We start from the raw sequence: 24,174 nt of genomic DNA, 5'->3' as shown, positions 1-24,174 counted from the left end.
CCGGCGCGTCCTGCGCGCCTGCCCGCCCACACTTCTGGAGGTACCCCCATGTCCCGTCGCGACGGCGACGTCCTTGCCCTGACAGCGGCCCAGCGCGAGATCTGGCTCGCCGAGCAGCGCTCCCGGACACCGATCCCCGGTTACCGGGTCGGTGAGTGCCTGGAGATCCACGGGCCGGTCGACCCCGACCTGTTCGAGACCGCGCTGCGCCGCGTCGTCGACGAGGTCGACGCCCTGCACGTGACCTTCGTCGACGGCGGTGACGGCCCGCGCCAGGTCCTCCGCGAGACCTGGGACTGGGCACCGGCACACCTGGACCTGAGCGGGGAGCCCGCACCCCGTGCGGCGGCCATGGAGTGGATGGAGCGGGACCTGATGCGCCCGCTGGATCTCGCGCGCGACCCGCTGTTCGGGCACGCGCTGGTCAAGCTGTCGCCGACCGAATTCCTCTGGTACCTGAACTACCACCACGTGGTGCTGGACGCGATCAGCAGTTCCATGGTCCGCCAGCGGGTCGGCGAGGTGTACTCGGCGCTGTCCGAGGGCGGCGCGGTGCCGCCGTCGCCGTTCGGCTCGCTGCGGGACCTGGTCGACAGCGACGCCGCCTACCGTTCGTCCGCCGACTTCACCGCCGACCGCTCCTACTGGACCGAGCGCTGTGCCGACCTGCCCGCCCCGACCCGGCTCACCGACAGCGCCACGACTGACCCGCACCGGGCCCTGCGTCTGGCCGAGGAGCGGGAGCTGCGGAGCCCGGACGCGCTGCGGGCGGCGGCAGGGAGGGTCGGTGTCCGGTGGTCCCGCCTGGTGATCGCGGCGGCGGCGCTCTACGCCCACCGGCTGAGCGGTACCCAGGACGTGGTGCTCGCCCTCCCGGTCACCGCCCGTCGGGGCTCCGACCGCGACTTGATGTCAGTGCCCGGCACGATGTCGAACGTGGTGCCGCTGCGGCTGACGGTACGACCGGACATGCCGTGGCGCGAACTCGTCGCCCAGGTGGCACGGGAAGTCGAGGCGGCCGTCGCGCACGAGCGCTACCGCAGCGAGGACCTGCTGCGGGATCTCGGCGCGCCCGGGAGCATCGGGACGGTGTTCCCGCTGATCGTCAACATCATGGCCTTCAACGCGAGGCCCACCTTCGCCGGGCACCCCGCCTCCGTGCACCACTTCGTGTCCGGGTCGACCACCGATCTCGCCGTCTGGGTGTTCGACTACCGGGACGGCAACCCCCCGCTCCTCAGGCTGCACGGCGCGCCCGAGGCATACGGCGACGACGACCTCGCCGCGCACCAGCAGCGGCTGCTCGCCGTGCTCGACGCCGTCGCGGACTGTGACCCCGACGAGGCGGTGGGCCGGATCGACCTGCTCACGGCCGCAGAGCACCGAGAGGTGGCGGCCCTCGGCACCGGGCAGGTGGCGGCGGATCCCGCCACGAGCCTGCCGGAGCTGTTCCGGGAGCAGGTCCGGGCGACTCCGGACCTCGTCGCGTTGGTGTGCGGTGACGTCTCACTGACGTACGCGGAGCTCGACGTGCGGGCGAACCGGCTGGCGAACGCCCTGATCGACCGGGGTGCGGGGCCGGAGCGGCTGGTGGCGGTGGCGCTGCCGAGGTCGGCCGAGCTGGTGGTGGCGATCCTCGCGGTGCTGAAGACCGGCGCGGCGTACGTCCCGGTCGACCCCGAGTACCCGGCCGACCGGATCGCCTACCTGCTCGACGACGCCCGACCGATCCTGCTGGTGACCGACTCCGGCAGCGCGGACCGCCTGCCCGACGGCGGTCCGGTCGACCGGTTGGTGCTCGACGCCCCGGAATCGGCCGCCCTGGTGGCGGGCTGCCCGCCGACCGACCCGACGGTGGTCGTCGATCCGGGCCACCCGGCCTACGTCATCTACACCTCCGGCTCCACCGGCCGGCCCAAGGGCGTGGCGCCGACCCACGGCGGCCTGCTCAACCTGCTCACGGACCTCCGGGAGGTGCACTTCCGGGCGGTCCTCGGGGAACGGCAGCGGCTGCGGGTGGCCCTGACCACGTCGGTGTCGTTCGACGCCTCCTGGAACCAGCTGCTCGCCCTGTTCGCGGGCCACGAGCTGCACGTCCTGGACCACGAGACCTGGACCGACCCCGACGCCTTCGTCGGCTACGCGGCGCGCCACGGACTGGACTACATCGAAGCCACCCCTTCCTACCTGCACGTCCTGGTCGCCCACGGGCTCCTGGGCGACCAGAACTGGCGTCCGGCGCTGGTCGCGGCCGGTGGCGAGGCCGTGCCGGAGCGGCTGTGGGGAGAACTACGGTCGGCGGACGGGGTCTCCTGCCTCAACCTCTACGGACCGTCCGAGTGCACCGTCAACCCGGTGATCGCCTCCGTGGGATCGAGTCCGCTCCCGGTCATCGGCCGACCCGCCGGCAACGTCCGGCTGTACGTGCTCGACGGCGCCCTGCGGCCGCTGCCGGCCGGTACGCCGGGCGAGCTGTACGTCGCCGGGTCCTGCCTGGCGCGCGGCTACCTCAACCGGCCGGGCCTGACCGCCGGGCGGTTCGTGGCGGACCCGTTCGGTCCGAGTGGTTCGAGGATGTACCGCACCGGCGACCTGGTGCGCTGGGGTGCAGACCGGAATCTGGAGTTCCTCGGCCGGACCGACGACCAAGTCAAGGTCCGCGGCTTCCGAGTGGAGCTCGGCGAAGTCGAGGCCGTCCTCGCCGAGCACCCGCAGGTCGCTCGGGCCGCCGCCGTGGTGCGTACCGAGGACGAACCCCGGCTGGTCGCCTACGCCGTCGCCGAGCCCGGTGCCACGGTCACCGACACCGCCCTGCGCGAACACCTCCGGGCGCGGTTGCCCAAGCACATGGTGCCGTCGGCGCTCATGGTGCTGGACGTCCTGCCGCTGACCCCGAACGGCAAGCTCGACCGGCGGGCTCTGCCAGCGCCCGAGCGGCAGTCGGCCGTGCCGGGCCGCGCTCCGCGCTCCGCGGTCGAGCACCTGCTCGCAGGCCTGTTCGCCGAGGTGCTCGGGGTGTCCGAGCCGGGGCTGGACGACAGCTTCTTCGACCTCGGCGGGCACTCCCTGCTGGCCACCCGGCTGGTCGCCCGGGCCCGGTCGGTGCTGGGCGTGGAGCTGGGGCTGCGCGACCTGTTCGACGCGCCGACGGTGGCGGAACTGGCCGCGGCGGTGGACGTCGCGGGCCGGGCGCGCCCGGCGCTCGGGCGGCGCGAGCGTCCCGAGGCCGTCCCGCTGTCCTTCGCGCAGCGCCGGCTGTGGTTCCTGCACCGCATGGAGGGCCCGAGCGCCACCTACAACATCCCGCTGGCGCTGCGGCTGTCCGGCGAGCTGGACCAGCGGGCCCTGGAGGCCGCCCTGGCGGACCTGGTCGAGCGGCACGAGAGCCTGCGCACCGTCTTCCCCGTGGCCGACGGTGTTCCGTACCAGCGGGTGCTGGAAGCCGACGAGGCCCGGCCGCGGCTGCGGGTCACCGAGGGCGGCGAGCGCGACCTGCCGCACCTTCTGGCGGAGGCGGCGCGGCACGGCTTCGAGCTCTCCGACGAGCCGCCGCTGCGGGCCGAGCTCTTCCGGCTCGGCACCGAGGAGCACGTGCTGCTGCTGGTGGTGCACCACATCGCCGGTGACGGCTGGTCGGCGGGCCCGCTCCTGCGGGACCTGAGGACCGCCTACGCGGCCCGTACCGAGGGCGCGAAGCCCGAGTGGGCCCAACTGCCCGTCCAGTACGCCGACTACGCCCTCTGGCAGCGGGAGCTGCTCGGTGACGGCGCTCACCCGGACAGTCTGCTGAGCGGCCAGCTCGCCTACTGGCGGGAGCAGTTGGCGCACCTGCCCGACCAGGTGGAGCTGCCCTTCGACCGGCCCCGGCCGGCCGCGATGTCCTACCGGGGCGCCCACCTGCCGGTGCGGATCGACGCCGAGTTGCACGAGGGCCTGCGCGCGCTCGCCCGCGACGGTGGCGCCAGCCTGTTCATGGTGCTCCAGGCCGGGCTGGCCGCCCTGCTCGGCAAGCTCGGCGCCGGCACCGACGTACCGATCGGCACGCCGATCGCGGGACGCACCGACGAGGCCCTGGACGACCTGGTCGGATTCTTCGTCAACACCCTCGTGCTGCGCACCGACCTGTCCGGCGACCCGTCGTTCGCCGAACTGCTGGGCCGGGTGCGCTCCGACGCGCTGGCCGCGTACGCGCACCAGGACGTGCCGTTCGAGCACCTCGTGGAGGCACTGAACCCGACCCGGACACTGGCGCACCACCCGCTCTTCCAGACCATGCTCGCCCTGCAGAACGCCCCGCTCGGCGCCTTCGACCTGCCGGGGCTGCGGGTGACGGCCGATCTGGTGCACACCGGTACGGCCAAGTGCGACCTGACCTTCATCCTGGCCGAACAGCCGGGTACGGAGGGGCTGTCGGGCGTGGTCGAGTACAGCACCGACCTCTTCGACGAGGCCACCGTGGCGGGGATCGTCGACCGGTGGCTGCGGCTGCTGCGCGCCGTCGTCGCCGACCCCGGCCGACGGATCGGCCGGGTGGACGTGCTGTCCGCCGAGGAACTCCGCGCGCTGCTCCCGGCCCGTACCGAGGAGGAGGACGCGCCGGGCAGCAGCCTGACCGCGCTTTTCGAGCGGCGGGTCCGGACCAACCCGGCCGCCGTCGCCCTAACGGATGGTGAAGTAACCCTTTCCTACGGCGAGTTGAACACCCGCGCCAACCGGCTCGCGCACGCGCTCATCGACCGGGGCGTGGGCCCGGAGCGGCTGGTGGCCCTGGCCCTGCCGCGCTCGGCGGACCTGGTCGTCGCGGTGCTCGCGGTGGTCAAGGCCGGCGGCGCCTACGTTCCGGTGGATCCGAAGTACCCTGCGGCCCGGATCTCCTACCTGCTCCAGGACACCCGGCCCGCGCTGCTCGTCACGACGAGCGGTATCGGCGAGCTGCCGGGGGCGGACCACCTGGACCGGCTGCTGCTGGACTCCGCCGACCTGGACGGGCTGCCGGACACGGACCCGGGGGTCACCGTCGATCCCGGCCACGCCGCCTACGTCATCCACACCTCCGGCTCCACCGGCAACCCCAAGGGCGTCGTGGTTCCGCACCACAACGTGGTGCGGCTGTTCCGGACGACGGAGGAGCTGTTCGGCTTCACCGCCGAGGACGTCTGGACGCTCTTCCACTCCTACGCCTTCGACTTCTCGGTGTGGGAGCTGTGGGGCGCGCTGCTGCACGGCGGCCGTCTCGTGATCGTGGACCACGAGACCAGCCGCTCGCCCGGCGCGTTCCTGGAGCTCCTCGCCCGCGAGCGGGTGACGGTGCTCAACCAGACGCCGTCCGCCTTCTACCAGCTGATGCAGGCGGAAGCCGAGCACCCGCGTGAACTCGCCCTGCGCACGGTGGTCTTCGGCGGTGAGGCACTGGAGCACGCCCGGTTGGCGAGCTGGTACGAGCGGCACCCGGAGGACGCGCCCCGGCTGGTCAACATGTACGGCATCACCGAGACCACCGTGCACGTCACGTACGCGGCGCTCGACCGGTCCGGCACCGCAGCCGGCCAGATCGGCGCGGGCCTCCCGGACCTGCGGACGTACGTGCTCGACGACGGCCTGCGGCCGGTGGCCCCGGGCGTGCCCGGCGAGCTGTACGTCGCGGGCGCCGGGCTGGCGCGCGGCTACCTGAACCGGCCGGGCCTGACCGCCGGGCGCTTCGTCGCCGACCCGTACGGGCCGGCGGGCAGCCGGATGTACCGCAGCGGCGACGTGGTGCGCCGGGCTGCGGAAGGCAGCCTGAGCTTCGTCGGCCGGGCCGACCAGCAGGTGAAGGTGCGCGGCTTCCGGATCGAGCTCGGCGAGATCGAGGCGGCGCTGGCGGCGCTCCCCGGCGTCGCCCAGGCCGCCGTCCTCGCCCGGCAGGACCGTGCCGACGACACCCGCCTGGCCGCCTACCTGGTCCCGGCCGCCGGTGCCACACCGCGCCCGGCGGACCTGCGCGCGTACCTGACCGAGCGGCTGCCGGAGCACATGGTGCCGTCGGCGTACGTCCTGCTGGACGCGCTGCCGCTGACCGCCAACGGCAAGCTGGACCGCCGGGCCCTGCCCGCCCCCGACCTCGCCCCGGCGGCCGCCGGCCGCACGCCGCGCACCCCGCAGGAGCAGGTCCTCTGCGAGCTGTTTGCCGAGGTTCTGGGCGTCGCCTCGGCCGGCGTCGAGGACGGCTTCTTCGACCTCGGCGGGCACTCGCTGCTCGCCACCCGCCTGGCTGCCCGGATTCGCGCGACCCTCGGTGTCGAGATGCCGCTGCGTACCCTGTTCGAGGCGCCGACCCCGGCAGGCCTGGCCGCCGCCCTGGTGGCGGCCGGACCGGCGCAGGCCGCCCTGGTGCGGCGCGAACGCCCGGAGCGGATCCCGCTGTCGTTCGCGCAGCGGCGGCTGTGGTTCCTGCACCAGTTGGAGGGTGCCAGCGCGAACTACCACATCTCCCTGGCCTGGCGGCTGTCCGGGGAACTGGACCGGCGGGCCCTGGAAGCCGCGGTGGCGGACGTGGTGGCCCGGCACGAGAGCCTGCGCACCGTCTTCCCGGCCGTGGACGGCGTGCCGTACCAGCAGGTGCTGGACGTCGTGGCCGGCCGCCCGCGGCTGGACGTGAGCCGGACCACCGAGGATGGGCTGCCGGGCGCGCTGACGACCGCGAAGGCCCGTCCGTTCGACCTGGCGGTCGATCTGCCGCTGCGCGCCGGGCTGTTCGAGATCGCGCCGGACGAGCACGTACTGCTGCTGGTCATGCACCACATCGCGGGTGACGGCTGGTCGTTGGGCCCGCTCACGCAGGACCTGGCCGCCGCCTACGCGGCGCGCTGCCGGGACGAGGAGCCGCAGTGGGCGCCGCTGCCCGTGCAGTACGCCGACTACACGCTGTGGCAGCACGAACTGCTGGGCGACGCCGCCGACCGGGACAGCCTGTTCGCGGGCCAGGCGGCCTACTGGACCCGGCAGTTGGCCGGGCTGCCGGAGCAGATCCAGCTGCCCACCGACCGGCCCCGCCCGGCGGTCGCCTCCCACCGGGGCGGCTCCGTGCGTGCCGGGCTGGACGCCGAGCTGCACCGCGGTCTGCGCGAGCTCGCCCGTGAGCACGGGACCAGTCTGTTCATGGTGCTCCAGGCAGGACTTGCCGCGTTGCTGAGCAAGCTCGGCGCCGGCGACGACATCCCGGTGGGCAGCCCGGTCGCGGGCCGGACCGACCAGGCGCAGGACGAGCTGGTCGGCTACTTCGTCAACACCCTGGTGTTCCGTACCGACACCTCGGGCGATCCGACGTTCGCCGAGCTGCTGGGCCGGGTCCGGGACACCGCGCTGGCCGGGTACGCCCACCAGGACCTGCCGTTCGAGTACCTGGTCGAGGTCCTGAACCCGTCCCGGTCGCTGTCGCACCACCCGTTGTTCCAGGTCATGCTGGTGCTGCAGAACGCTCCTCGGGCCGACTTCGCGCCTCCCGGGCTGCGCGTCGAGGACGTGCCGTCGACGTCGACCACCGCCAAGCTCGACCTGATCTTCACCATGTCGGAGCGGCACGGGCAGGACGGTCCCCCTGGGCCTGGCGGCTCGGGAGGTGCCCCCACCCCGGAGGGGATCGACGTATTCGTCGAGTACACCAGTGACCTCTACGACCCGGCCACCGTCGAGACGATGATCGGGAGGTGGGAGCGGCTGCTCCGCGCCGCGGTCGCCGACCCGCGGCGGCGGCTCAGCCGGATCGGCCTGCTCGGCGCCGAGGAGCACGCCGAGCTGACGGCGCTGGGCACCGGCCAGGCGGCCCAGGCCTTCACCGAGAGCCTGCCGGAGTTGTTCCGGGAGCAGGTCCGGGCGACTCCGGACGCCCTCGCGGTTGTCGGGCCGGAAGCGTCGCTGACGTACGCGGAGTTGGACGCGCGGGCGAACCGGTTGGCGCATGCGCTGATCGCGCGGGGTGCGGGGCCGGAGCGGTTGGTGGCGGTGGCGCTGCCGAGGTCGGCCGAGCTGGTGGTGGCGATCCTCGCGGTGCTGAAGACGGGCGCGGCGTACCTCCCGGTCGATCCGGAGTACCCGGCCGCGCGGATCGGGCACATGCTCGACGACGCCCGGCCGGTCATGGTGGTGACCGACACCCGTACCCGGGATCGGCTGCCGGCCGGTCCGGCCGGTCGGCTGGTGGTCGACGACCCGGAGACGGCCGAGCTGGTCGCGGGCTGCCCGGTGACGGACCCCGCGGTGGCCGTCGACCCGGGCCACCCGGTCTACGTCATCTACACCTCCGGTTCGACCGGCAAGCCCAAGGGCGTGGTGGTGACGCACGGCGGCCTGTTCAACCTGTTCGCCGACCAGCGCTCGCTGGTCTTCCGAATCAAGGAGTGCATGCGGATCGGGCTGACCACGTCCGTGTCGTTCGACGCCTCCTGCGACCAACTGTTCGCCCTGTTCGCCGGGCACGAGCTGCACGTCCTGGACGAGGCGACCTGGACCGACCCGGACGCCTACCTCGAGTACGCCGCGCGGGCCGGGCTGGACACTGTCGGCGGAACCCCGTCCTACCTGCAAGTCCTTGTCGATCACGGCCTCTTGACCCACCCGCGGTGGCGTCCCTCGATGGTCGGGTTGGGTGGTGAGGCCGTTCCGGAGCAGCTGTGGGAGCGGCTGCGGGCGGCCGGCGAGGTGTTCTCCCTGAACTACTACGGGCCGGCCGAGTGCACGGTGGACTCGGTCTACGCGCCGGTGGAGTCGAGCGCGCGCCCGGTGATCGGGCGGCCGCTCGGGGGCGTCCGGCTGCACGTGCTCGACGCCGCGTTGCAGCCGGTACCCGCCGGTGTGCCGGGTGAGCTGTACCTCGCCGGTGCGGGCCTCGCGCGCGGCTACCTGAACCGGCCGGGTCTGACCGCGGGACGGTTCGTGGCGGACCCGTTCGGTCCGAGTGGATCTGGGCCCCTCGCCCCCAGCCTGGCGGCTGGGAGGTGCCCCCAGCCCGAAGGCGGGCAAGGAGGGCGGATGTACCGCACCGGTGACCTGGTGCGGTGGAACCCGGAGGGGAACCTGGAGTTCCTCGGCCGTACCGACGACCAGGTCAAGGTGCGCGGCTTCCGGATCGAACTCGGCGAGATCGAGACCGCACTGGCGGAACACCCGCAGGTCGCGCGGGCCGCCGTGATCGTCCGGCAGGACCGGGCGCGGGACACCCGCCTGGTCGCCTACCTGGTTCCCGCCACCGGGGCGGCGCCTCGGCCGGAGGACCTGCGGGCGCACCTGCGCGAGCGCCTGCCGGACTACATGGTGCCCGCCGCGTTCGTCTCCCTCGACGCCCTGCCGTTGAACGCCAGCGGCAAGGTGGACCGGCGCGCCCTGCCCGAGCCCGAGTCCACCACGACGCAGGCCGGCCGGGCAGCGCACACTCCCCAGGAACAGGTGCTGGCCGGACTGTTCGCCGAGGTGCTGGGCCTGCCCGGGGTCGGCGTCGACGACGACTTCTTCGACCTCGGCGGGCACTCCCTGCTGGCCACCCGGTTGGTGGCCCGGGTCCGTGCGACGCTGGGCGTGGAGCTGCCGCTGCAGGCCCTGTTCCGCAGCCCGACCGTGGCCGGGCTGGCCGCCGGGCTGGCCGCCGGGCTGGGCGGGGCGGACCGGGCCCGGCTGGCCCTGGTGCGGGCAGAGCGGCCCGACCGCGTGCCGCTGTCGTCCGCACAGCGAAGGCTGTGGTTCCTGCGCCAACTGGAGGGCGCCGACTCCGTCTACAACATGCCGCTCGCGTGGCGGCTCTCGGGACCGTTGGACCTGGCGGGCCTGGAGGCGGCGCTGGGCGACCTCGTCGACCGGCACGAGACCCTGCGCACGGTCTTCCCGGCCGAGGGCGGTGTGCCCCACCAGCAGGTGCTGCCCGTCGGGGAGGTGCGCCCGAGGCTGTCGGTCGCCCCGGCCGACGAGCCGGCCCTGCCGGAACTGCTGACGGCGGCCGCGGCGCGCGGATTCGACCTCGCCACCGAACCGCCGCTGCGCGCCGAGCTGTTCGAACTCTCGGCGGACGAGCACGTGCTGCTCCTGGTGATGCACCACATCGCCGGCGACGGCTGGTCGCTGGGCCCGCTGGCGGCCGACCTGGCCACCGCGTACGCGGCCCGCCGCCGGGGCGAGGAGCCGCAGTGGGCGCCGCTGCCCGTGCAGTACGCCGACTACACCCTGTGGCAGGACCGGCTGCTCGGCGACGCGGACGACCAGGACAGCCTGTTCTCCCGCCAGGCGGACTACTGGAAGCGGACGCTGGCGGACCTGCCGGAGCAGATCCCGCTCCCGGCCGACCGCCACCGCCCCGCGGCCCCCTCCTACTCCGGTGGCCACCTCGCGATCGAACTGGACGCCGAACTGCACGCCGGGCTGCTCCGGTTGGGCCGGGAGCACGGCGCCAGCGTGTACATGGTGCTGCAGGCCGCCCTGGCATCGCTGCTGGACAAGCTCGGCGCGGGCACCGACATCCCGGTCGGCAGCCTGATCGCCGGCCGGACCGACGAGGCGCTGGACGGCCTCGTCGGGTTCTTCGTCAACACCCTGGTGCTCCGCACGGACACCAGCGGCGACCCGTCCTTCGCCGAACTGCTGGTCCGGGTCCGGGAATGCGCGCTCGGCGCGTACGCGCACCAGGACCTGCCGTTCGAGCACGTCGTCGAAGCCCTCAACCCGTCCCGGTCGCTCGCCCGGCAGCCGCTGTTCCAGGTGCTGCTCGCGCTGCAGAACGTGCCCCGCACCGAGTTCGCGCTGAGCGGCCTGGCCACCGAGATCGTGCTGGTGCGGACGCCGACGGCGATGTTCGACCTCGGCATCCACCTGCTGGAGCGCGGCGGCACCGGCGGGCCCGCCGAGGGCATCGTCGGGCGGGTCGAGTACAGCACCGACCTGTTCGACCACGCTACGGTGGAGGTACTGGTCGCCCGGTGGCTGCGGCTGCTGGCGGCGGTGGTCGCCGAGCCGGACCGGCCGCTGAGCCGGATCGATGTCCTCACCGCCGAGGAGCGGCACGAGCTGCTGGTCGTCCGCAACGGCACCGCCTGCCCCGCTCCCGTCGAGAGCCTGCCCGCGCTGTTCGAGGCGCAGGTCCGGGCGACCCCGGCGGCCGAGGCGGTGGTGTTCGAGGACACCGTGCTGACCTATGGCGAGCTGAACCGTCGGGCCAACCGCCTGGCCCACGCGCTGATCGCGCGCGGCGTGGGCCCGGGGCAGGTCGTCGCCCTGCGGCTCCCGCGCTCGGCCGAGCTGGTGGTCGCCGTCCTCGCGGTGCTCAAGACGGGCGCGGCGTACCTGCCGGTCGACCCGGACTACCCGGCGGCCCGCATCGCGTACATGCTGGAGGACGCCCGGCCGGCCGTGGTGCTCGACGACCTCGCGGACGTCACACCTGCCGACGAGCAGCCGGAGCACGACCCGGCCGTCCCCGTGGACGCCCGGCACCCGGCCTACGTCATCTACACCTCCGGCTCCACCGGCCGGCCCAAGGCCGTGGTGATGCCCGCCGCCGGGCTGCTGAACCTGCTGGAGTGGCACCATGAGGCCGTCGGCGGTGAACCCGGCACGCGCACCGCGCAGTTCACCGCGATCAGCTTCGACGTCTCGGTGCAGGAGATGCTCTCCGCGCTGCTGTACGGCAAGACCCTGGTGGTGCCGACGGAGGAACAGCGCCGCAGCGCCGAGCAGTTCGCCCACTGGCTGGACCGGCACGAAGTCGAGGAGCTGTTCGCCCCCAACCTGGTGATCGAGGCGCTCGCCGAGGCCGCGGAGGAAGCCGGGCTGGAGCTGCCGGGCCTGCGGCTGATCGCGCAGGCCGGCGAGGCGATGCGCCTGAGCGGTGCGGTGCGCCGCTTCCAGGCCCGCGGGCTCGGCCGGGTGCTGCACAACCACTACGGCCCGGCCGAGACCCACGTGATCACCGCCTACCTGCTGCCGGCCGACCCCGCCGACTGCCCGTCGCCGGTGCCGATCGGCCGCCCGATCGCCAACTGCCAGGTGTACGTGCTGGATGCGGCCCTGCGGCTGGTCGCCCCCGGCGTGCTGGGTGAGCTGTACCTGGCCGGGGCGGGCCTGGCCCGCGGCTACCTGAACCGGCCCGGGCTCACCGCCGGGCGCTTCGTCGCCAACCCGTTCGAGGTGGGCAACCGGATGTACCGCACCGGCGACCTGGTGCGCTGGCGGGCCGACGGAGAGCTGGAGTTCGCCGGCCGGGCCGACGACCAGGTGAAGGTGCGCGGCTTCCGGGTCGAGCCCGGCGAGATCGAGGCGGAGCTGACCGCGCACCCAGGCGTCGCCCAGGTCGCGGTGCTCGCCCGCGAGGACCGGATCGTCGCGTACGTCGTCCCCGTGGCCGGGCGAGGGGCGACCGCGCCGGTGCTGGCGTCGTACCTGCGCGACCGGGTGCCGGAGTACCTGGTGCCGTCGGCGTTCGTGCTGCTGGAGGCGTTGCCGCTGACACCGAACGGGAAGCTGGACCGGGCGGCGCTGCCGGCGCCCGAGGCCACGACCAGGGAGACCGGCCGGGCGCCGCGCACCCCGCAGGAGCAGATCCTGTGCGAGCTGTTCGCGGAGGTGCTGGGCCGGGGCCAGGTCGGTGTCGACGAGGACTTCTTCGCGCTGGGCGGGCACTCGCTGCTCGCCACCCGGTTGGTCTCGCGGATCCGGGCGACCCTCGGGGTCGAGCTGGAGCTGCGAAGCCTGTTCCGGACGCCGACACCGGCCGGGCTGGCGGCCGGGCTGCACGGCGCCGACACCGCTCGGCAGGCCCTGGTGCCCCGGCCGCGCCGCGAACCGATGCCGCTGTCGTTCGCCCAGCGCCGGCTCTGGTTCCTCCAGCAGTTCGGGGCACCGAGCGCCACCTATCACATGCCGCTGGCCCTGCGGCTGTCCGGAGATCTCGACCGGGCCGCGCTGAGCGCAGCGCTCGCGGACGTGGTCGCCCGGCACGAAACCCTGCGCACGGTCTTCCCGCACACCGCCGGAATCCCGTACCAGCGGGTGCTGGACAGCACCGAGGTCGCCGTCCCGCTGAGCGTACGCGCGGCCGGCGAGGCGGAGCTGCCGGGGCTGCTGCGCGAGGCGGCGGTGCGCGGCTTCGACCTGACCGCGGAAGTGCCGCTGCGGGCTGAGCTGTTCGAACTCTCGGCGGACGAGCACGTGCTGCTGCTGGTGATGCACCACATCGTCGGGGACGGCTGGTCCATGGGCCCGCTGGCCCGTGACCTGGCCACCGCCTACACCGCCCGGCGGGGCGGCGGGGCGCCGGCCTGGCCGCCGCTGCCGGTGACGTACGGCGACTACACCCTGTGGCAGCACGAGATCCTGGGCGACGAGCACGACGCCGACAGCGTGTTCGGCCGCCAGGTCGCCTATTGGAAGGAGGCGCTGGCCGGGCTGCCCGAGCAGCTGCAGCTGCCTGCCGCCCGGCCGCGCCCGGCCACCATGTCGTACGGCGGCGACCTGCTGGAGCTCCGGATCGACACCGAACTGCACGCGGCGCTGGTGGAGTTGGCGCGGCGCTCGGGTGCGACCCTGTTCATGGTGCTGCAGGCCGCGCTCGCGGCGCTGTACACGCGGCTGGGCGCGGGCACGGACATCCCGATCGGCAGCCCGATCGCGGGCCGGACGGACGAGGCGCTGGACGAGTTGGTCGGGTTCTTCATCAACACCCTGGTGCTGCGGACGGACACCAGCGGCGACCCGAGCTTCGCTGAGCTGCTGGGCCGGGTGCGGGAGACGGCGCTGTCGGCGTACTCGCACCAGGACGTGCCGTTCGAGCACCTGGTGGAGGCGCTGAACCCGTCCCGTTCGCTCTCCCACCACCCGCTGTACCAGACCGGGCTGGTCGTGCAGAACGCGCCGGGCGGTGACTTCGAGCTGCCGGGCCTCCAGGTCTCCGGGGTGAGCGTGCTCACCGGGACCGCGCGGCTCGACCTGACCTTCGGGTTCGCGGAGGAGCACGGGCCCGACGGCGCGCCGGCCGGGCTCAGCGGTGCGGTCGAGTACAGCACCGACCTGTTCGACCGTTCGACGGTCGAGGCCCTGGCCGACCGGTGGACCAGGCTGCTGGCCGCGGTCGCCGCCGCGCCCGACCAGCCGATCGGCGGGATCGAGCTGCTGTCGGCCGAGGAGCGCCGCGAGCTGCTGCCCGCCGTCGAGGGCGGGGCGGCAGGGGTGAGCCTGCCGGAACTGTTCGCCGCGCAGGTGGCGGCGGTGCCGGACGCGGTCGCGCTGGTGTGCGGTGATGCGGAGTTGACGTACCGGGAGTTGAACGTTCGGGCGAACCGGTTCGCGCATGCGTTGATCGCGCGGGGGGTGGGTCCTGAGCAGGTGGTGGCGGTGGCGTTGCCGCGCTCGGTGGAGTCGGTGGTGGCGGTCCTGGGCGTGCTGAAGGCCGGGGCGGCGTACCTGCCGGTGGATCCGGCGTACCCGCGGGCGCGGATCGACTTCATGTTGGCGGACGCCCGTCCTTCGGTGGTGGTCGACGACCCGGCGATGGTGGGCGACGGAGGCCGGCCGGACACGGATCCGGTGGTCGCGCTCGATGTCCGGCACCCGGCCTACGTGATCTACACCTCGGGTTCGACCGGCCGCCCCAAGGGCGTCGTGGTGAGCCACACCGGGGTGTCGGGCCTGGTGGCGGCGCAGGTCGAGCGGCTCGGCCTGGAGCCGGGCAGCCGCGTCCTCCAGTTCGCCTCGCCCAGCTTCGACGCGTCGTTCTGGGACCTGTGCAGCGCCCTGCTGACCGGCGCCACCCTCGTGCTCGCCCCGTCCGAGGCCCCGCTGGAGGCCCTGACGGACCGCCGGCTCGACGTCACCCATGTGACCCTGCCGCCCTCGGCCCTGGCCGCGCTGGACGGCGCCGACCTCGCGGCCGGCACCCTGGTGGTGGCGGGCGAGGCCTGCCCGCCGGAGCTGGTGGCGCGCTGGGCCCCGGGGCGCCGGATGGTCAACGCGTACGGCCCGACGGAGACGACGGTGTGCGCGACGATGAGCGCCCCGCTGGCGGCGGGCACTGGCGTGCCGCCGATCGGCCAGCCGGTCGCGGGCTTCCGGGTGTACGTGTTGGACGAGCGGCTGCGCCTGGTGCCGCCGGGCGTCGCGGGGGAGTTGTACGTTGCGGGGCCGGGGCTGGCGCGCGGGTACCTGAACCGGCCGTCCCTGACGGCGGGTCGGTTCGTCGCCTGCCCGTTCGGCGCGGTCGGCGAGAGGATGTACCGCACCGGGGACGTGGTGCGCCGCCGGGCCGACGGCGAGTTGGAGTACGTCGGCCGGGCGGACCAGCAGGTGAAGGTGCGCGGCTTCCGCGTCGAACTCGGCGAGGTCGAGGCCGCCCTGGCCGAGCATCCCGGGGTCGCCCAGGTCGCCGTCGTGGCCCGGGAGGACCGGCTCGTCGGCTACGTGGCGGCCCGTCCCGACGTGGCCGTCCGTCCGGTGGAGCTGGCGGCGCACCTGCGCGACCGGCTGCCGGACTACCTGGTGCCGGCCGTGTTCACGGTGCTGGACGTGCTGCCGCTGACGCCCAACGGCAAGTTGGACCGCGCCGCGCTGCCCGCTCCCGACCTCGGTTCGGCCGAGGTCGGCCGGGAGCCGCGCACGCCGCAGGAGCAGATCCTCTGCGAGCTGTTCGCCGAGGTGTTGGGCCGGGCGCAGGTCGGTGTCGACGACGACTTCTTCGACCTGGGCGGGCACTCCCTGCTCGCCACCCGGCTGACCGCGCGGGTGCGCTCGGTGCTCGGTGTGGAGCTCGGGCTGCGCGCGCTCTTCCAGGCGCCCACCGCTGCGGGGCTGGCCGAGGCACTGGCCGGGGCCAGCCGTGTCCGTCCGGCGCTGACCGTTCACGAGCGGCCGGAGGCGGTGCCGCTGTCCTTCGCCCAGCGTCGGCTCTGGTTCATGCACCGCATGGACGGCAGCGCCGCTACCTACCACATCCCGCTGGCGCTGCGGCTGACCGGAACGCTCGACCGGGCGGCGCTGGACGAGGCGCTGGCCGACGTGGTGGCCCGGCACGAGAGCCTGCGGACGGTGTTCCCGGAGGTCGACGGCGTCCCGTGCCAGCGGGTCCTGGACCCGACCGAGGCCCGGCTCCGGGCCGGGCTGACCGAGGTCTCACAGGACGAACTGCACGACCGGCTCGCCGAGTTCGCCCGGCGGCCCTTCGATTTGGCGGCGGAGCCGCCGCTGCGGGCGGAGCTGTTCGAGCTGGCGCCGGACGAGCACGTGCTGCTGCTGGTCATGCACCACATCGCCGGTGACGGCTGGTCCACCGGCCCGCTGGCCCGTGACCTGGCCGAGGCGTACGCGGCCCGCTGCGAGGGCCGGACGTCGAGCCGGGCGGCCCTCCCGGTCCAGTACGCCGACTACACGCTGTGGCAGCGCGACCTGCTCGGCGACGCCGCCGACCCGCAGAGCCGGTTCGCCGAGCAGCTCGACTACTGGAAGCGCCAGCTGTCCGACCTGCCGGAGCTGATCCAGCTGCCCGCCGACCGGCCCCGGCCGGCCGTCACCGGTTGGCACGGAGACCACGTCGGTCTGGAGCTGAGCCCCGAACTGCACGCCGCTCTGACCGAGTTGGCGCGGAACACCGGCACCAGTCTGTTCATGGTGCTGCAGGCGGCGCTGGCAGCGTTGTACACGCGGCTGGGGGCGGGGACGGACATCCCGATCGGGAGTCCGATCGCGGGGCGCACGGACGAGGCGCTGGACGAGCTGGTCGGGTTCTTCGTGAACACGCTGGTGCTGCGGACGGACACGAGCGGTGATCCGAGCTTCACCGAACTGCTCGGGCGGGTGCGGGAGACCTCACTGTCGGCGTACGCCCACCAGGACGTGCCGTTCGAGCACCTGGTGGAGGTGCTGAACCCATCCCGGTCGCTGTCCCACCACCCGTTGTTCCAGACGATCCTGGCCGTGCAGAACGCCCCGATGGGCCGGTTCTCGCTGCCCGGCCTGGAGGTCGCCACCTACGCGGTGGCCACCGGAACCGCCAAGTTCGACCTCGGGGTGAGCCTCGTCGAGCAATTCGGTCCGGCCGGGGAACCGGCTGGGATCGCCGGCGCGGCGGAGTACGCCACTGACCTGTTCGACCGTTCGACGGTCGAGGCCCTCGTGCGGCGCTGGACGCTCCTGCTGGAGGCGGTCACCGCCGATCCTGACCGGGCGATCGGGGGGATCGACCTCCTCGACTCCGACGAGCGGATTCGGCTGCTGGAGCGGGGCAACGCGACTGACCGTGAGGTGGCCGCCGTGCCGGTGCCGCAGGCGTTCGCGGCGCAGGTGGCGGCGACGCCGGCCGAGGTCTCCCTCGTCTGCGGCGACGTCCAGTTGACGTACCAGGAGTTGAACGCCAGGGCGAACCGGTTCGCGCATGCGTTGATCGCCCGGAGCGTGGGTCCGGAGCAGGTCGTGGCCGTGGCCTTGCCGCGTTCGGTGGAGTCGGTGGTGGCGGTCCTGGGTGTCCTGAAGGCCGGGGCGGCGTATCTGCCGGTGGATCCGGCGTACCCGCAGTCACGGATCGAGTTCATGTTGGCGGACGCCCGTCCGGCGCTGATGATCGACGACCCGGCCGCGGTGGTCGAGGGCGACTGGCCGGAGACCGATCCGGAGGTGGCCCTCGATGTCCGGCATCCGGCGTACGTGATCTACACCTCGGGTTCGACCGGGCGCCCCAAGGGCGTCGTGGTCGCCCACGGCGGCGTGGCCAGTCTGGTCGCCGCCCAGATCGAGCGGTTCGCGATCGACTCCGACAGTCGGGTGCTGCAGTTCGCCTCGCCCAGCTTCGACGCCTCGGTGTCGGAGATCTTCACCGCGCTGCTGTGCGGTGCGGCCCTGGTGCTGCCTCCGGCGGCGGAGCCGGTCGCCGCGCTGACGGACCCGGGGCTCGCGGTGACCCACGTGACCGTGCCCCCGTCCGTCCTGGCGGCCCTGTCGGAGGGCGCGGTGACGGTGTCGACCCTGGTGGTGGCGGGGGAGGCCTGCCCGCCGGAGCTGGTGGCGCGCTGGGCGCCGGGGCGGCGGATGGTCAACGCGTACGGGCCGACGGAGACGACGGTGTGCGCGACGATGAGCGCCCCGCTGGCGGCGGGCACCGGCGTGCCGCCGATCGGCCGGCCGATCGCCAACGCCCGGGTGTACGTGCTGGACGAGCGGCTGCGGCCGGTGCCGCCCGGCGTCCCCGGCGAGCTGTACGTCGCCGGCGCGGGCCTGGCGCGCGGCTACCTGAACCGGCCGTCCCTGACGGCCGGGCGCTTCGTCGCCTGCCCGTTCGAGGCGGGCGGTTCTGGGCCCCTCCTGCCCGGTGGCGGGCAAGGAGGGAGGATGTACCGCACCGGGGACGTGGTGCGCTGGCTGGGCGACGGGCAGTTGGAGTACGTCGGCCGGGCCGACGACCAGGTGAAGGTGCGCGGCTTCCGGGTCGAGCCCGGCGAGATCGAGACGGCCCTGGCCGAGCACCCTGCCGTCGCCCGGGCCGCCGTCCTCGCCCAGGACGACCGGCTCATCGGCTACGTCGTCCCGCGCCGGGACACCGGCCGCGACGACAGCCGCGAAGCCGACCACGTGGGCGAGTGGCGGGACATCTACGACGCCCTGCCCATCACCCCCGAGGAAACCGCCTTCGGCCAGAACTTCGTCGGCTGGAACAGCAGTTACGACGCGAGCCCGATCCCCGTCGAACAGATGCGGGAATGGCGCGACGCCACCGTGGCCCGCATCCTGGCCCTGCGCCCCCGCCGGGTGCTGGAGATCGGCGTCGGCACCGGCCTGCTCCTCTCACAGATCGCACCGCACTGCGACACCTACTGGGCGACCGACTTCTCCGCCACCGCGATCGACGCGCTGGCCGCCCAGATCGCCCGACAGGAGCAACTGGCCGACCGCGTCGTCCTCCACACCCGCCCGGCACACGACACCGACGGCCTGCCCGCCGGGCACTTCGACACCATCGTCATCAACTCGGTCGTGCAGTACTTCCCCTCCGCCGACTACCTCACCGACGTCATCGGGAAACTGATGCAACTGCTCACCCCCGGCGGCGCACTCTTCGTCGGCGACATCCGCAACCTGCGACTGCTGCGCCCGCTGGCCACCGCCGTCCAACTGCACCGGGCCGCCGACGGCGCCGACTTCACCGCGGTGCGGCGCGCGGTGGAGCAGTCCCTGCTGGTGGAGAAGGAACTCCTGGTCGACCCGGACTTCTTCACCGTCCTGCGCGACCGCGACCGCGAGAGCGGCGCCGATGCAGGCGCCGGCATCGGCGCGGTGACCGTGGAGGTCAAGCGGGGCCGCCACCACAACGAGCTGACCCGCTACCGCTACGACGTCACCCTGCGCAAGCCACCGGTCACCCCGGCGGGCCCGGACCGGTCGGTCGAGCTGGCGTGGGGGCAGCAGGTCGCCGGGCCGGCCGAACTGCGCGAGCTGCTCGCCCAGCCGCCCGCCGACGTGCTGCGGATCACCGGGGTGCCGAACCGCCGCGTGGCGCGGGAAGCGGCTCTGGCCAGGGCAGTACAGAGCGGGGACGGCTCGCTCGCCGAACTGCTGGAACGGTTGCACGCCCCGGAGGACGGCGACCTCCCTGACCCGGAGGATTTCCACGCCCTCGGGTCGGAGTTCGGCCGCTCGGTGTCCATCACCTGGTCGGCCACCGCGGCGGACGCCGTGAATGTCGTCTTCACAGACCCGCAGGGGCTTCACGGCTCCCCGGTCGAGCCGTACCGGCCGGCCGGGACCACCGGCAGGCCGCTGGCGGCGCTGACCAACCGCCCGACCGGCAGCCGGGGTACCGGTGCCCTCATCGGCGAACTCCGTGACTGGCTGCGGGGGCGGCTGCCCGACTACCTGGTCCCGTCGGCGTTGGTGGCGCTGGAGGCGCTGCCCCTGACGGCCAACGGCAAGCTCGACCGCCGCGCGCTGCCCGCCCCCGACCTCGGCCCGGTCGCGGTCGGACGGGCGCCGCGCACCCCGCAGGAGCAGCTCCTCGCCGAGCTCTTCGCCGAAGTGCTCGGGCTGGCACAGGTCGGCGTCGACGACAGCTTCTTCGACCTGGGCGGGCACTCGCTACTGGCGACCCGGCTCGCCTCCAGGGTCCGGGCGACCCTCGGCGCGGAGCTGGAGGTCAGGACCCTGTTCGAGACCCCGACCGTGGCCGCCCTGGCGGCCCGCCTCGACGGCTCCGGAACGGCCCGGCCCGCGCTGACCGCCCAGCCGCGCCCCGACCGGGTTCCGCTGTCCTTCGCCCAGCGCCGCCTGTGGTTCCTGCACCGGATGGACGGGCCGAGCGCCACCTACAACATGCCGCTCGCGCTGATCCTGACCGGTGAGCTCGACCGCCCGGCCCTGCACGCCGCGCTCGCGGACGTGGTCGCCCGGCACGAGAGCCTGCGGACGGTCTTCCGCGAGACGGACGGCGTGCCCCACCAGGTCGTGCTGAGCGCCGCGCAGGCGCACCCCGCACTGCCGGTGGTCGAGCTCGACGAGAGCCGGTTGGCGGAGCGCCTGGCGGAGACGGCGCAGTGCGGCTTCGACCTCGCGGCGGAGCCGCCGGTCCGGGCGGTGCTGTATGCCCTCGCCCCCGACCGGCACGTGCTGCTGGTCGTGGTGCACCATATTGCCGCCGACGGCTGGTCGATGGGCCCGCTCTCGGGTGACCTCGCCGCGGCCTACGCGGCCCGCTGCCGGGGCGAGGCCCCGCAGTGGTCCCCGTTGCCGGTTCAGTACGCCGACTACACCCTGTGGCAGCGCGACCTGCTCGGTGACGCCGCCGACCCGGACAGCCTGTTCGCCCGGCAACTGGCCTACTGGAAGGAGGAGCTGGCCGGCGTCCCGCAGCAGCTCCAACTGCCCGCCGACCGGCCGCGGCCGCCGGTGGCGTCGCAGCGGGGCGACCGGGTCGTGGTCCGGTTGGACGTCGACCTGCACCAGGACCTGCGGGACCTGGCCGCCGTGCATGGCGCCAGCATGTTCATGGTGCTCCAGGCCGGCCTCGCCGCCCTGCTCACCCGGCTCGGCGCCGGCACCGACATCCCGATCGGCAGCCCCATCGCCGGCCGTACCGACCAGGCGCTGGACGACCTCGTCGGCTTCTTCGTCAACACCCTGGTGCTGCGCACCGACACCGGCGGGGACCCGGGCTTCGCCGAACTGCTCGGCCGGGTGCGGCAGAAGGCGCTCACCGCGTACGACCACCAGGACGTGCCGTTCGAGTACCTGGTCGAGGTGGTCAACCCCGCGCGGTCGCTGGCCCACCACCCGCTGTTCCAGATCATGCTGGCCCTGCAGAACGCACCGGTCGGCGAGTTCGCGCTGCCGGGGCTGGAGACCGGCCACCTGGAGGCGCCCACCGGCACGTCCCGGGTCGACCTGACGTTCAGCCTGGCCGAGCAGTTCCGCCCGGACGGCACCCCCGACGGCCTGGTCGGTGCGGTGGAGTACGCCACCGACCTGTTCGACGCGCCCACCGTGGAGCTGCTGTTCGAGCGCTTGGCCCGTCTGCTGCGCGCGGCGGTCGCCGACCCCGACCGGCCGATCAGCCGGATCGACATCATGCCCGTCGAGGAACGCCGCCGACTGCTCGCCGGGTCCAACGGTGCCGCGGCCGAGCTGCCCGAGGCCGCGGTGCCGGAGCTGTTCGCCCGCCAGGTGCGAGCCACCCCGGAGGCGGTCGCGGTCGTGGCCGGCGGCACCGAACTGACCTACGCGGAGCTCGACCAGCGGGCCAACCGCTTGGCGCGGGCGCTGATCCGCCAGGGCGTACGGCCGGAGACCCCGGTCGCGGTGCTGCTGGAGCGCTCGGCGGAGCTGGTCGTGGCGATCCTGGCGATCATCAAGGCCGGCGGTGCCTACGTGCCGCTGGACTCGCGCTTCCCCTCCTCCCGGATCGACCTGATCCTGCGGGAGAGCGGGGCCGCCCTGGTGCTCACCCAGGAGGTGCTCACCGCGCTGGTGCAGTCCGAGGCCGCCGATCCCTCCGGCGTCGAAGTTCGCTGTGAACCAGGGCAGTTGGCGTACATCATGTACACCTCCGGCTCGACCGGTCGACCGAAGGGCGTGGCCGTCACCCACCATGACGTGGTGGGCCACGCGCTGACCCCCGAGTTCCACGGCGGTGGACACGAGCGGGTGCTGATGCACTCCCCGACGGCCTTCGACCTCTCCACCTACGAGCTGTGGGTGCCGCTGCTCAACGGCGGCCGGGTCGTGGTCGCACCGCCGGAGCAACTCGACCTCGACCTGCTCCAGCACACGATCACCTCGCACGGGGTGACCGGACTGTGGCTCACGGCCGGACTGTTCCGCCTGGTCGCCGAGGAGCGCCCGGGCCTGCTCGCCGGGGTGCGCGAAGTGTGGACCGGCGGCGACGTGGTCTCCCCGGCCGCCGTCGCCAGGGTGCTGACGGCATGCCCCGGCATCGAGGTGGTCAACGGCTACGGGCCCACCGAGGCCACCACCCTGGCCACCTGCCACCCGGTGGGCGTCCTGCCCGAACACGCCGCGACCGTGCCGATCGGCCGGCCGATGGCGAACATGCGCGCCTACGTGCTCGACGACAGGCTGCGCCCGGTGCCGACCGGCATGGTCGGCGAGCTGTACCTCGCGGGGACGGGCGTGGCCCGCGGCTACCTCGGACGGGCCGGCCTGACGGCGGAGCGCTTCACCGCAGACCCCTACGGTCCGCCCGGGAGCCGGATGTACCGCACCGGCGACCTGGCGTGGTGGCGCGCCGACGGCGCGCTGGAGTTCGCCGGACGCGCCGACCACCAGGTCAAGCTGCGCGGCCTGCGGATCGAGCCCGGAGAGATCGAGGCGGCCCTGGCGGGCTGCCCGGGCATCGCCCAGGCGGCGGTGGTCGCCCGGGAGGACCGGCCGGGCGACAAGCGCCTGGTCGCCTACCTGGTGCCCGCCCCCGAGGGCGCGCCCGAGGCTGGGGAGCTGTCCGGCCGGCTGCGCCGCGAACTGCCGGACTACATGGTGCCGGCGGCGTTCGTCACCGTGGACGCGCTGCCGCTGACCGCCAACGGCAAGCTCGACCGGGCCGCGCTGCCGGCCCCCGAGTACGGGGCCTCGGCCGCCGGGCGCGGCCCCCGGACGCCGCAGGAGCAACTGCTGTGCGGCCTCTTCGCCGAGGTCCTCGGCCGGGAGCAGGTGAGCATCGACGACAACTTCTTCGACCTCGGCGGGCACTCGCTGCTGGCCGCCCGCCTGGCCTCGCGGGTCCGCGAGACCCTCGGTCTGGAGTTGGGCCTGCGCATGCTGTTCGAGGCGCCGACCGTGGCCGGTCTCACCGAGCGTCTGCTCATGGACGATCCCGACGACGCGTTGGACGTGGTGCTGCCGCTGCGTTCGACCGGGACCGGCACACCGCTGTTCTGCATCCACCCCGGCGGCGGCATCAGCTGGTCGTACAGCGGACTGCTGAACCACCTCCGCCCGCAGCACCCGGTCTACGCCATCCAGGCGCGCGGCCTCGGCCGGCCCGAAACCCTGCCGACGTCCTACGAGGAGATGGCGGCCGACTACGCCGACCAGATCCAGAAGATCCAGTCGGAGGGCCCGTACCTGCTGCTCGGCTGGTCCGCCGGTGGGCTGATCGCCCACGCGATCGCCTGCGAGCTGCAGTCGCGCGGCGAGCGGACCGCACTGCTGGCGATCCTCGACGCCTACCCGGTGAAGGACGTGCAGTTCGAGGTGGCTCCGGTGCCCACCGTGCGGGACGTGCTCGTCGGTGTGCTCGACGTCGACCCGGACGAACTGGGCGAGCGGGAGATCACCTACGCCGAGGTCGCCGAGGTGCTGAACCGGCGGGGCAGTGCGCTGGCCGGCCTGAACGAGCGGCAGGTCGAGGTGATCGTCGAAATCATGATCAACAACGCGAAGCTGTCGGTCGACTTCGTCCCCGGCGGCTTCGACGGAGACCTGCTGCTCTTCAACTCCACGATCGACCGGGCCGAGGACGACGCCGGGCCCGAGACCTGGCGCCCCTACGTCACCGGCCGGATCGAATCGCACGAGATCACCACCCGGCACGACCGGATGACCCAAGCCGGCTCGCTGGCGCAGATCGGGCCGATCCTGGCCGCCAGGATCACCGAGGCCACTGGTGACACCGATGGTGCCGAGGCCACCGATGGCGCCGACGGCACCACCACCCTTTCCCACCAGGAGGACTGA

At 73.7% G+C, this 24,174-nt stretch carries 1 protein-coding gene; it reads left to right on the top strand.

Annotated elements, in window-relative coordinates:
• The first annotated feature begins 48 nt into the window (after nucleotides 1-48).
• Complete coding sequence (locus tag ACFVHI_RS00985) at nucleotides 49-24,174, top strand: non-ribosomal peptide synthase/polyketide synthase (protein WP_380334403.1); 24,126 nt, start codon at nucleotides 49-51, stop codon at nucleotides 24,172-24,174.

It is taken from the genome of Kitasatospora sp. NPDC127121, from assembly GCF_042677305.1.
GTDB lineage: Bacteria > Actinomycetota > Actinomycetes > Streptomycetales > Streptomycetaceae > Kitasatospora.
This window is presented reverse-complemented; position numbering and strand designations above follow the sequence as displayed.